Consider the following 12,613-nt stretch of genomic DNA (forward strand, 5'->3'; position numbering starts at 1 on the left):
TTTTTTGTGTCGAGGTGGCGGGGGAGGTGCGCTGGATGGCGGATTTATCAGGATTTCCCTGGATTGACCTTTGGTTGGGAATGGTTTATGAGCAGGGGGGGCGTAAACGTGTAATCCGTTGGGAATTTTTAGGTCGATGCTGTCCGCATACTGATTGTCCGTAGTTGGCGGAGTGAGCGGCTGCTGAGAATGCCGGATGGAAGTGAATGAGGTGTTTGGGGGAGGCGGAACCTCATGTTGTGGGGCTGAGTGAGGGATTTGTGTTGGCTTGAATTAAGTATGGTGTCCCTAGAATCACCGCGACCGGAAACTCCGCCTGATGATCGTGCATGAAGCGGAAGATCATTTCTGGTCTTTGGAAAAGATGGCCATGGCTTTTTTTAAAATGTCACGCTCCATCTTCAGCCGCTCATTCTCACGCTTGAGCTGGCGGATCGTCTCGGCTTCGGAGCTCAGGTGCCCGGTACCGGGAAACGCGTCATCCGGCTTGTCGGAATACTGCCGAATCCATTTGTAAAGCGTGTTGGGGTGAATTCCCAGGTCAGTGGCAATCTGGGCGACACTGCTGTCGCCATCGACGGTCAACTTGACCGTTTCAACTTTGAACTCGCGGGTAAAACGTTTTCTCCTTGATACCATGACAGTCCTCCGTGCTCTGTTGTAGCAGCTTTTCGGACTGTCCACAATTCCGGGGGAGGAAGTGAATGAGGTGTTTGGGGGAGGCGGAACCTCATGTTGTGGGGCTGAGAGAGGGGGGGGCTGCCTTGAATTAAGTATGGTGTCCCTAGAATTCCCCAGCAGAACCTTATTCATCACCAAGAGCGGGGCTATACGGTACTGCTCTTTGCTCGTGAGCAGAAGAAGCGGAACAATGTGACAGTGCCGTTCACCTACCTGGGGCCGGTGGATATGTTGAGCTACGAGAGCGAGCGGCCGATCAAGATGGTGTGGCGGCTCAGGTATGCCATGCCGGTGGAGATGTTTGAGGATAATCGGAGGGGTGGGTAATAATTAATGGCAAAATCCTGGACCGATAAAAGCGAATTCAAAAAGCTCTCCGGTGAGCTTGCGGTTGCGGAAGATCTGCATTACGAACGTATGGTGGTGCCGCTCTTGCGGGTCATATGGCCGGGATTGATCAAGGCACCGGCGCGTCGTTCCTTCGATAGAAAGGGGATTGATCATCTCGTCTGGGAAGATGGGGTTGTGCTGCCGCTGGTGGTGCAGTGCAAAGGCTTTCAGGTTCAGGAGCACGAATTAGGTGATAGCCAGGTTAAGCAGTGCCTTGATTCTATCGACACTTTCAGTCGAAGCAGTTGTACAGCCCAAGTCTACCTGCTCATCCATAATCGAACCGGCCAGAACGAACAGTTACGAAACTCCGTCACTGCGGCCCTCGATAGTTTGGTAAAGGAAAAGAAGGCTCTACGAGCAGAATTGTGGGACCGGAAGCTTTTGCTCCGGGAAGTCTTTAACGCCATGCTCACTAAGGTTGAGAAATTTCTGTTATCTGGTGGAAAGAGATATTCCCGCGACTTTTTCGAAACGCTGCCGTACGAACCGATCCGTGACATCCCGCTCCAAATCAGTATCTTATCGGTCGATCAGTACCGGATGACCAAGGCAAGCCAACCGCTTAAAGGCCTGAAAGACCCCGCACATGAATTATTCGATTTTAACTCCTCCAACATTTCGCTGATGATCGGAGAAGCTGGCTACGGCAAGACCACTTCGGTATTGCGCAGCTTCAAGAAAAGCAGAAAAAAAGTCTTCTATCTGGCAGCGGCTGCCGTAAGGCCCGACCGGATGGGCAGCAAGCAACTACTCGCCTCATGCGTAAACCTGGATGAATTGCTCGTCGATATAGCTGAAGAGGATATTCCGACCCAACTCACCATAGCCCGCCCTGTCATCGAGCTTCTACTGAAAAATGGCGATCTTCCTGTTGTATTGGTCTTGGATGGTCTTGACGAGTCGATCTACTTTTCCATGCGCGGAGGTGTCCAGACGCTGTTCAATCAATTACGTGATGTCAAAGTGCCGGTGGTATTGACAGCACGGTCCGAGTTTTGGTTCAGTCGTCTGGCGGATTTTCAGATGTCGTTCGGCGAAATTGCTCGTAATACCGCAATTGTAAGAAGGAACCAGATTAAGCTGATCGAACTGCTTCCCTGGACGGACCATGAAATCCAGGAACTCGCCGTTCGCTTCCGAGATACTCTTCCTGATCCGGTAAGCAGGGACAGGATCAACGTCTTTATCGATCTGGTACGAAGTGGGAAGTATCAGGAAATTTTCGGCGACATTCCGCGCCGCCCACTGTTCCTACGTTTAATTCTTGAAACCGCTACAGAGCGTGAAATCGGGAAAACCAGTATTGCCGGACTTTTCTACCAGTGGGCGCAGATGAAAATTCGTCGGGACATATACGAGCCGATGCGGTGGAAATCGGTCGGCAGGGCGCCGATTTTGACGGAGAATGAACCAGCGGATCAAACGATTCTACTCTCCTTCACCGCCATGATGAAGGCAGCGATGCAGATGACAGAGGTTAAAGATGAGGAACTGGTGTTGCTGCCGGACTGCATCATTGATGATGTGGTTCGTGGCGAGGAAAGGCTGAGAGGACTACCCGATCCAACCGGGTTGTTTCTCAATAGTCTGCTTGTACCCCTTCCTCAACCTGCACACAAGCCGTTGAAGATACGGTTTGGCCACCGGGCATATCAGGAGTTTTTCCTGGCACTGTATATCAATGAGAATTCAACTGTGTTTGAGAGAGTTAAGTTGCCGGAACCAGTAGAAACATTTCTTGAGAGTATACGGAGCGAGGGGCTTACACATATCTTTATTGGAGGATAACGCAATGGCACACAACCCATCACGAGTAGCACATGAGTTGCGCGAACACCTAGCGTCTGACAAAAGAAAACTTGGATTCTTTATGGGGGCAGGGACCTCTATGGCGATAGGATTACCTGGAATTGAAAAATTGACCGAATTAGTTGAAGAGGCATTACCGACAGATGAGTTAAAATCAAATTTTGCGAAAATTAAAGAAGAGATAACTGTTACATCTAAAAATGTTGAGGTAATACTTAATCGCATACGACTTATTAGAGAACTCCTCGATGATAAAGAAGAAAATGCACATAATGGCATCACAGGGCTTTCAATTAAAAACATGGATCATGAGGTCTGCAAGGCGATACATAAAGCTGTTGATACGTCAGAAGTTGTAAATAAAGATTCTCATATAACTTTTTCTAAGTGGTTGTATTCATCATATGCTAGACGGAGTAATCCAGTTGAAATTTTTACAACAAATTATGATTTGATGTTTGAGGAGGCGATGGAAGAAAGTTCTGTCCCATATTTTGATGGTTTTATTGGAACGATAAATCCTTTTTTTTCGCCTGAATCTGTTGAAGCCGACAATGCAAAAAATCATCAGGAAATCAAACCACCAAGTTCTTGGACACGATTGTGGAAACTTCATGGTTCAGTAAATTGGTTTTTAAAGCCTGATGCAACTGGTAGCAAAAAGAAGGTGATTAGAGGTTGTGGAAGTTTAGATAGCACAGGAAAAGAGTTAATGATTTTCCCGTCAAGAGAAAAATATCTCGATTCAAGAAAGCTTCCATTCATAACTTTCCAGGATAGATTGAGAAAATTTTTGTCAAACGGTGAGGTCGTCTTGTTCATTACTGGGTACAGCTTTCTTGACGAGCATTTGAATGAAATCATTTTCCAAGCATTAAGAAGCAATAGTCGCCTGGCGGTTAATGCATTAGTGTTTGGTGAAAAAGAAGGAGATTCATTCAAGCTACCTGAGAAAATTGCCTCACTTGGAATGGAATATCGAAATTTAAGTGTCTATGGGCCAGATAAAGCAGTTATTGGTGGGATATTAGGAGAATGGGAAAAATCAACTAGTGGGCCTAATGTTGATTCCTACTGGGAAAATGACATGCTGACTTTAGTGGATTTTAAGTCCTTTAGCCAGTACCTTGAACGGTTCGTTGGATTTGGAAGTAAGGCTTTCAATCTTTCTTCTGTCGTATCTAACTTGACAGGAGGTGAATAGTGACTATGGATGCCACTTACCTAGGTGCTGTTCGTAAGGTGACAGGGTCTAAGGTTCTTGTAGAAATTTCTACTGATGTTCCATCGTCAAATCCGATAATTGATGGTCGTGTACATAGATTAGGGCAGATTGGGTCATTCGTAAGGATTCCTGTCGGATATCTTAATCTCTACGGTATCGTTTCCATGGTTGGTGCATCGGAAGCAAAAGAAAATGATGATGAGTATTTACCCTCTTCGATCGGCCAAAGATGGCTGGAGATTCAATTGGTTGGAGAAGCATATGGTAATGAGGAGTTCCAACGTGGAGTAAGCATTTTCCCTACGTTGGATGACGAAGTGCATATCGTTACAGAAGACGATTTATCAATAATTTATGCGCCATCTGGCGAATCTACAATTAACATTGGGACTCTTGCAGCATCAGAGAGTTTAAAGGCGTACATCAACATCAATAAGCTTGTTACTCGTCATAGTACGATTGTCGGTTCTACTGGAAGCGGAAAATCAAATACTGTCGCTGCGTTGTTGAAAGCATTAACTGCAGGAGAATTCCCAAGCTCTAGGGTGGTAGTTATTGACCCACATGGCGAGTATGGAGCTGCTCTCGGGAATTTTGCAAAGGTGTTCTCTATCGGAAATACTACTAATCCCCTTATTATTCCGTACTGGGCTATGTCTTTTGATGAACTTGCTTGGTTTCTTGTAGATAAAAAATCAGCAAATGAAACAGCACAAGATTTACGTCTACGTGATGCAGTCTACGCTTTAAAGAAAGAACAATGTGGGACTTTGAGGGCAGGTGCTGTAAACGAGGATTCTATAACATCTGACTCGCCAATCCCATTTTCATTGAAGCAGGTATGGTACGAGTTTGATAGGGAGTTAAGGGTAACCTATAACGACAATGCTCGCACGGAAGAAGCACTCGTCAGTGAAGGGAATGCCGAATTATTAGAACCTGCATCATTTCTGCCCCACGGAGCAGGTTCAACTCCGCCACACAAGCCTTTGCAAGGCTCTCTTATGGGACCTTACGTTAACAGACTAATTAGTCGGCTCAAGGATAAGCGTTTTGATTTCTTATTAAACCCTCGTGAATTTGATGGAACAACAAGAGATTTAAATGATTTATTAGAGTCATGGGTTGGGCACGAAAAACCTATTACAGTGTTGGATTTTGGGGGTATTCCATCCGATTTAACTGATTTAATAGTGGGCGTATTAACGCGTGTTCTTTACGAAGGGATGTATTGGGGGCGTGATATCGAGGCAGTTGGGAGGACAAGGCCTCTTCTTGTTGTATTTGAGGAAGCTCATTCGTACCTTCCTAAAGGAGGATCTTCGCAGTTCGTTGCAGGTTATGCATCACAATCTGTCAGGCGTATCCTTAAGGAGGGACGAAAATACGGCATTGGAGCTCTTGTGGTGAGCCAGCGACCGGCAGAGTTGGACGAAACTATTCTTTCTCAATGTGGAACTTTTATCGCCCTACGTTTAACAAATGCTGAAGACCAAAGTCGGGTCAAGGCAACTGTTCCAGACACACTCGCTAGCTTGGTTGATCTGCTACCAGCTCTGCGAACAGGAGAAGCCATTGTACTTGGTGAAGCGACACAGATTCCGAGTAGAATTCGCCTTCCTCTTATAGAGCCTCGACCCAACAGCGATGACCCAAAGGTTGTTGAATGTTGGAAAAAAGAGAAGGTTACAAACGCAAATTATGATCAAGCAATAACATCCTGGCGAAATCAAAGTAGTCAGGTTAATACAGCACAAGAAGGAGTCTAGAATGGAAAGAATACCTGTATCATCAAGCAATTTAGCATCTGTGGGTTACGACGCAAGTAGTGCAGTTTTGGAAGTAGAATTCAATCATGGTGGGATTTATCAGTATTCTGGTGTGCCAGAAGAAATTTACCATAGCCTTATGAGTGCTGGATCTCACGGAACCTATTTTGATCAATTTGTGAAAAAGGCTGGCTATCCGTACTCAAAGGTCGGATAGATAGACTATTTTCAGTGTCTGGAGATTCCTATGGAAATCATCACCCTTATCATTGGCCTTGTAGTCGGCCTCATCGTCGCAGGCCTTTTCCTGAAAAAACGAATCAGCGACGCAGAGAGCATTGCCCAAGGGAAGGCACTGGTCGAGTTGGCTCTTCTGAACGAGCGTCTGACCGCTACTACTGAAGAAGCCAAACGCCTAAATAGTGAGCTGACCGAATCCGAGCAACAGAGAGAAGCGCAGCGTCTGCAGTTGGAGGCAGCTCGCAACGAGTGTGCACAGTTGACGGAGCGAGCCACTCGCCTGCCAGTGTTGGAGCAGGAGTTGAAGGACGCGCAGGCACAGATCGATGGGCAGAACCAGCAGCTCTCCTCGTTGCAGCAAAAACTGTCGGCTAATGAAGCTACTTTGGCAAGCCAGGGGCAGGAAGTCACCCGGCTTATGGAAGAATCGCGTGCTCTCACCGCTCGGCGGGATCAACTGCTGGCAGACCTTCAAAAAATGAACACGGAGTTCGCGGAGCTTTCGACAACGCTGGACGCTGAACGCCGCCAGAATGAAGAAAAACTGGCACTCCTGAACGAGGCGCGGGAACAACTCTCAAACCAGTTCAAAGCCTTGGCCAGCGAAATTCTGGAGGAAAAAGCAAAGCGATTTACTGAGCAGAATCAGACCAACATCGGTCAACTGCTGGAACCGCTCAAGGTCAAGCTGAACGAATTCCAGGGGAAGGTGGAAGAGGTTTATGTGAAGGAAGGGCAAGAACGGAGCGCCCTGGCCCAACAGGTCAAGCATCTGATGGATTTGAACAGGAAACTATCTGATGACGCCCACAACTTGACAAACGCCTTGAAAGGTTCCAGCAAAACCCGTGGCAATTGGGGGGAGATGATTCTGGAAAAAATTCTTGAGTCATCAGGGCTGCGCAAGGGGTACGAGTATGATGCGCAGGAAAGCCATACCCGCGACGATGGCAGCCGTGCCCAGCCTGATGTCATCATTCATCTGCCGGAGGAACGGCATATCATCGTTGATGCCAAGGTGACACTAAATGCCTATGAAGAGTATGTCAACGCCGAGGATGATACAGATCGTGATCTGGCCTTGAAGAGGTATGTAGCTTCAGTTCGGGGCCATATCAAAGAGCTGTCAGATAAGAACTATCACGATATCCATGGTGTTAAGTCCCTCGACTTTGTGCTGATGTTTATTCCGATCGAGTCGGCTTTCATGCTTGCCATCTCTCAGGATAATAACCTTTGGGAGGATTCCTGGAATAAGAATGTCATGCTGGTTAGTCCTAGCACTCTGCTGTTTGTTGTTCGCACCGTGGCCCATTTGTGGCGACAGGAACAGCAGAACCGCAATGCACAGGACATCGCACGGCGCGGGGCGGAGCTGTATGACAAGCTGGTTGGTTTCGTAGAAGACCTTAAGGGAGTTGGCAACAGGATAAAGCAGGCCCAAACCGAATACGACAAGGCATATGGTAAGTTTGTCGATGGCCGGGGCAACGTCATCCGACAGGCTGAAATGCTGAAGGGGTTGGGGGTGAAACCTAGCAAGTCCATGCCTGTAGACGTACTTGACGTCGCAATAGAGGAAACACCCTTGTTATCTGCAGATTAGCCGGAAGAGTGGAGGCCACCGTGAATATCCTGCGAAAGACACGGCTAGAGGCAACAAGTCCTAAGAATGCTTGGTATGAATTGGAACTTGTCGAATTGCTAGAGGGTTTCGCGGTAATCAAACGCTCTGGGCAACAGGCTGCTAGAGGTGTTGAAGAGGCTTGGTTTCGCAGGACATTGGACAGTGCCGAGAAAAAATACCTCGACACCATTAAGCAGAAAACGTCAAGGACAACTGGCCGGCAATACAAGGAAGTACCTTCCGTTTCCCAACAGTTGGATTTTTGGTCAGCCAGCACTTAGTGCGGAAAACGAATGGAAATAGATCCCCGGCTTGCGAGTATCTGGCCGAGCATCGCCGGTCATGGCGACTGTAGTTTATGGACTGATATGAATAGAGCTAGATCATACCTGAAAAGAAAATCTATCAGCTCTGAGGCAAAGCCTCAAGAGAGTTCTATCAAGGCTTTTCTCCAGTATTCCGCTCTGCCCTTAACTCTGGGAACGGCCCTGTTGTACCTGCTCGGCTGGATTTACGGCACTTCGTACCTCTCTGCCTGGGGCTTGCCGATAGGTCTGTTTCCTCTCACCAAGGATCAGTCACTCATCACCGGTTTTTTCCATGTTCTCCTTCTGCTTGCCAATAGTATGTCGCTCATAGCCAAGATAACGGTATTGCTTCTGGTGGTTATGATTGCCACCATGATCAGTTGTTACAAACCGGTCTATACGTGGCTGACACATCGTGTTCCCTTGGCATCCAAGTCACTCAAGGGGCGTATCGTCGTCACCTCCACCCATGACAGCATCATGGAGAAGACCGCTTTTCTGGCAGGAGGGGTTTCCTGGATAATTGTGGGTGGCTTGCTTGCTGCTCTTTTGTGCAGTTGGGCCGATAAGGAAGGCAAACAACGGGCAGCAAGGGAGCGCACGGCAATTGTTTCTGGTCAGACGAGGCGCGTAAGTCTGCCTGAACGCGCCGTTGTGTACCTGAAAGATGACAACAGGGCTTTTGCCATCTACTCCGGCCATGTGATCGACAACTCTGCGACACATGCCGCGTTGTACACAGGACGTAGTGGCATGTTAATTCTCCCCATGTCACAGGTTGTCCGGATCGAAGTCAGAGATCGTTACTAGGTCAAGAAACAGCATCTTAAGAATTTCAGGGACAGTATTTTCAATTGATGGGGCTTGCGTTATTGCGATGATTCCCTCTTGCCACGCACCGCCCGAATAATGAGGCACGGCTGGGGTCGAACCAAACTAATAGCTCGAAATTATAAAGTTATTCCGATAATCAAGGCGCATTATCGGCCTTAGAAGCACATTTTTGCCGTGAAAAGTGAGGCTTTTAGAAATGGCATGGGCAAATCGGTATCACAAGGGGAGGGATGAAATGGTCATGCAAAAATAGCTTATAGTTGCATAGTATGTCCAAAAATAATGGACATACTATGTTGTAAATTGTTATATTGTTGCCATCACACCGGAGATGGTGATCATGACGAACGCCCTGTTGCTCAAAAGCATCCCCTATGAGGAGTTTGACTACCAGACCCTGCTGGATGCCGTTCGTGGGTATGCCCGGCCACGGATGAAGATTTCCGCGATGCTGGCAAAGGGCGATATCATCCGGGTCAAGAAGGGGCTCTACATCCTCGGCGAACCGTTGCGCCGTCGGCCCTTCTGCCGGGAACTGCTCGCCAATCTCGTCTATGGCCCATCCTATATTTCCCTTGAATACGCCTTGCACTATCACGGCCTGACCCCGGAGCGGGTCGAGGCGGTGACCTCGGTTACCTGCGGGCGGTCACGGACCTTCGCTACCCCGGTCGGCACCTTTTCCTATCGAATGATCCCGCTGGAAGCCTTTCGCACCGGCATGGACCGCGCTGAACTGGATGATGGCCGCTCCTTCCTCGTGGCCATTCCGGAAAAGGCGCTGGCCGACCGGATCGTTGCCGACCGGGGCGCCGGCATCTCCACCCAGAAAGAGCTGCACGAGTATCTGCTGTCCAGCCTGCGCATCGATCCCGCCGGTCTCCGTGAACTCGATCCGGTCCGTGTTGCGGAGATCGCCCGTGCGTACCGCTCCCGCAGAGTAAAGCTATTGGCCGATCTGATCAGCCGCCTGCACAGAGGGGGACGATGATGCACGAGGCCGTGGCCCGCATGCTTGCCAAATACGAACCAAAGAGCGTTGACGACTCGGTCAGGGCTCTTCGGGAGATTATCCAGGAGGTGGCGCTGCTCGGACTCTGGCGGTCGAAGTTTTTCGAGCATGCCGCGTTTTACGGCGGCACTGCTCTGCGTATCCTGTACGGACTCGACCGGTTCTCCGAGAATCTGGATTTTTCGCTGCTGGAACCGTCGCCAGACTTCAATCTTGCGCGTTATACGGCATCACTTGTGGAGGAATTGTCGGCCTTCGGCTTCAACGTCCGGGTGGAGATGGTCGACAAGGCTGTGGAATCGGCGGTTCAGTCTGCGTTTCTCAAGGCCAACACCCGTAACGAACTCCTGGTCATCGAGACCGGTGGAGAGCTTGCCGGCCAGGTGCTGAAGGTGAAGATCGAGGTGGATACGGACCCGCCGACCGGGTTTACCACCTTGACCCGTTATCTGCTGCAACCGATACCCTTTGCCGTTCGGAGCTATTCGCTCCCGGACCTGTTTGCCGGCAAGATGCATGCGCTCCTCTTCCGCAGGTGGAAAAACCGGGTCAAGGGGCGCGACTGGTATGATTTCGTCTGGTATGCTGCCAACCATCCGCAGCTTAATCTTGCCCACCTTGAGCAGCGGATGCGCCAGACCGGCCATTGGAGCGGGGATCTGCCACTTTCTCCTGCCGCGTTCAGAGAGTTGCTGTCCGATAGCATCGACCGGCTTGATGTTGATCAGGCACGCAACGACGTGGCACCGTTCGTCAAGGATCAACAGGCCCTCGCTCTCTGGTCCCATGACTTTTTCCGGGATGTTGCGAGACGCGTTCAGGCTGATGAAGGATGAACTCGGCAATCTCAGGGAGTGAAGGACATACCCGGTGAATGAAGACCGAACGCAACGGTTGCTGACGCCGGGAGAGGTCTCTGGTCGAGCATCGCAGAGAATGGCGGTTATGACCCCCCTCAATCCCCCCTATTCCATAGGGGGGAAGCGAACGACGAGAGCAGGGGGGTGGTGTCCATGAAAACCTACACCAAGTCTTTGATACCGCGTGCACGGGACATGCGCTCGAACATGACGGAGCCGGAAAAGCGGATGTGGTATCAGTGTTTGAAGCACCTGCCGCTACGTTTCCGCCGTCAACGCCCTGTTGGTCCCTACATTGTCGATTTCTACTGCGCCGAGCTGAAACTGGTCATCGAAATTGACGGTGCCGGTCATGCCACCGACGAAGGGATTGTGTACGATGCGGGACGGACGGCTTTTCTTGAAGGGCTTGGCTTGCGGGTTATTCGATTCGGAAATCATGAAGTCATGAACAACATTGAAGGCGTATTCGAGAGCTTGCAAAAAGAAGTGCGACCCCCCTCAATCCCCCCTATTCCATAGGGGGGAAGCGAACGGCGAGAGCAGGGAGGCAAAATCCCCCTTGTGCAACAGGGGGGACGGCGAGCGAAGCGAAGCAGGGGGGTCTCGACACACCATCCTGCCGGCCGACGAGAACGCATACGGTGCCGCAAGTGAGCATTTTGTCCGGCGGCCGGCTTGTTTCAGCAGCTTGTCGCCATGATTCGTCAGTTACGAAGATTTACCACCTGCAAATCCCCCCTGACTCCCCGCCACATGCCCCCGGTACATCGCATAATTCGCCTTGAGAATGTCGCAGATCGGCAATTCGTACGGACAGCGCGCGATGCAGGCCCCGCATTCGGTGCAGAGGGGCACCGTTTCCATGGCTTTGCTGCAGAATTCCGCCGCAACGGCCGGTGACATGCGCGAGGCAACGATCGGGTAGCCCATGGCCGGGGTGATCATCACCCCCTGGGGGCAGGGCTGGCAGTATTCGCAGCGGCGGCAGAACCGTTTGCCCAACTCGTGGCGGTACTGTTCCATGATTGCCAGGTCCTGCTCGGTGACGACGTTGTCGCGTTCGTAAAATGAAAGGACTTCGTCCACCTGGGCGCAGGACTCGAATCCCGGGATCGGGAAGATGCCGTCGTGGCGGCGGAGGTAGGTAAAGGCCACGGCGGCATTGTCGATCACGCCGCCCCCGAACGGTTTCATGCAGATGAAGGCCATGCCCGCGTCGCGGGCCGCGTCGAGCAGTTCATCCTTGGCCCCTTCCTCGATCAGGTTGAAGGGGAACTGGATCGTGTCGAACAGGCCGGTGCGGACCAGCTTGAGGGCCATTTCCAGGTTATGGGAGGTGACCCCCACGTGCCGGACCTTGCCGGCGGCCTTGGCGGCCATGGCCGCTTCCAGGGCGCCCGACGGGCCAGTGACCTCGGCCCAGTCCTTTTCCTGGGCGATCTGGTGCAGCTGGTAGAGGTCCAGGTAATCGGTGCCCAGCTTCCGGAGGCTGTTCTCCACGTGGCCGGTTACGCCCTCGGCGCTCCGCAGCAGGCTCTTGGTGGCGATGACCACCTTGTGGCGGATGCCGGCAAAGGCGATCCCCATCTTCTCTTCGCTGTCGCGATAGGCGTTGGCCGTGTCGAAGAAGGTGATCCCCCGGTCGAAGGCGTGCCGGAGGACCCGGACCGCTTCGTCCTGGGGCAGGCGGATAATGGGGATGCAGCCGAAGCCGCACTCGGAAACGGTCAGCCCGGTCGAACCGAGCGGCAGGTATTTCATCGGGTCACCTCAAACTGATGTGTCGGGTTCGTGCACCGTGCATTCCGACCTCATCGCTACGTTGTGCATGAGCCCAAGGGGAGTGTTTCAG

At 50.9% G+C, this 12,613-nt stretch carries 11 protein-coding genes and 2 pseudogenes; 11 read left to right on the plus strand and 2 right to left on the minus strand.

The features are described from left to right. Nucleotides 1–292: 292 nt before the first annotated feature. Nucleotides 293–639, minus strand: a pseudogene (locus tag AABA48_RS03920) (transposase); the annotation flags it as partial. A gap of 159 nt (nt 640–798) precedes the next feature. Here AABA48_RS03920 and AABA48_RS03925 point away from each other — a divergent pair. From AABA48_RS03925 to AABA48_RS03975, 11 genes and pseudogenes are all read left to right on the plus strand, one after another. Beyond that, nucleotides 799–1,008, plus strand: a pseudogene (locus AABA48_RS03925) (DUF3427 domain-containing protein); the annotation flags it as partial. A 6-nt stretch (nt 1,009–1,014) separates the two neighbouring features. Beyond that, nucleotides 1,015–2,862 (plus strand): hypothetical protein, encoded by a 1,848-nt coding sequence (locus tag AABA48_RS03930; protein WP_338271131.1) that lies wholly within the window; start codon nt 1,015–1,017, stop codon nt 2,860–2,862. 4 nt (nt 2,863–2,866) lie between these two features. Beyond that, a complete protein-coding gene (locus tag AABA48_RS03935; protein ID WP_338271132.1) occupies nt 2,867–4,087 on the plus strand; it encodes an SIR2 family protein in 1,221 nt (406 codons plus the stop codon). A gap of 5 nt (nt 4,088–4,092) precedes the next feature. Further along, nucleotides 4,093–5,877, plus strand: a complete 1,785-nt coding sequence (locus AABA48_RS03940; protein WP_338271288.1) for an ATP-binding protein — start codon at nt 4,093–4,095, stop codon at nt 5,875–5,877. A gap of 1 nt (nt 5,878) precedes the next feature. Beyond that, on the plus strand, nt 5,879–6,094 hold the full coding sequence (locus AABA48_RS03945) for a KTSC domain-containing protein (RefSeq protein ID WP_338271133.1): 216 nt from the start codon (nt 5,879–5,881) through the stop codon (nt 6,092–6,094). A gap of 30 nt (nt 6,095–6,124) precedes the next feature. Further along, a complete protein-coding gene (rmuC, locus tag AABA48_RS03950; RefSeq protein ID WP_338271134.1) occupies nt 6,125–7,723 on the plus strand; it encodes a DNA recombination protein RmuC in 1,599 nt (532 codons plus the stop codon). A gap of 20 nt (nt 7,724–7,743) precedes the next feature. Next, a complete protein-coding gene (locus AABA48_RS03955) occupies nt 7,744–8,025 on the plus strand; it encodes a hypothetical protein (RefSeq protein ID WP_338271135.1) in 282 nt (93 codons plus the stop codon). A 12-nt stretch (nt 8,026–8,037) separates the two neighbouring features. Beyond that, nucleotides 8,038–8,862 (plus strand): hypothetical protein, encoded by an 825-nt coding sequence (locus AABA48_RS03960; RefSeq protein ID WP_338271136.1) that lies wholly within the window; start codon nt 8,038–8,040, stop codon nt 8,860–8,862. 364 nt (nt 8,863–9,226) lie between these two features. Next, a complete protein-coding gene (locus AABA48_RS03965) occupies nt 9,227–9,877 on the plus strand; it encodes a type IV toxin-antitoxin system AbiEi family antitoxin domain-containing protein (protein WP_338271137.1) in 651 nt (216 codons plus the stop codon). Beyond that, nucleotides 9,874–10,734 carry a nucleotidyl transferase AbiEii/AbiGii toxin family protein gene (locus AABA48_RS03970; RefSeq protein ID WP_338271138.1) on the plus strand — a complete coding sequence of 287 codons (861 nt, stop codon included), beginning with the start codon at nt 9,874–9,876 and terminating at the stop codon, nt 10,732–10,734. The genes AABA48_RS03965 and AABA48_RS03970 overlap by 4 nt, the downstream gene beginning before the upstream one ends. A 177-nt stretch (nt 10,735–10,911) precedes the next feature. After that, nucleotides 10,912–11,280 (plus strand): endonuclease domain-containing protein, encoded by a 369-nt coding sequence (locus AABA48_RS03975; protein WP_338271139.1) that lies wholly within the window; start codon nt 10,912–10,914, stop codon nt 11,278–11,280. 189 nt (nt 11,281–11,469) lie between these two features. Here the strand turns inward: AABA48_RS03975 and AABA48_RS03980 are convergent, their stop codons facing one another. Further along, nucleotides 11,470–12,522 (minus strand): aldo/keto reductase, encoded by a 1,053-nt coding sequence (locus tag AABA48_RS03980; RefSeq protein WP_338271140.1) that lies wholly within the window; start codon nt 12,520–12,522, stop codon nt 11,470–11,472. Between the last annotated feature and the right edge of the window lie 91 nt (nt 12,523–12,613).

Source organism: Geobacter sp. 60473, assembly GCF_036323535.1.
Taxonomy (GTDB): domain Bacteria; phylum Desulfobacterota; class Desulfuromonadia; order Geobacterales; family Geobacteraceae; genus Geobacter; species Geobacter sulfurreducens.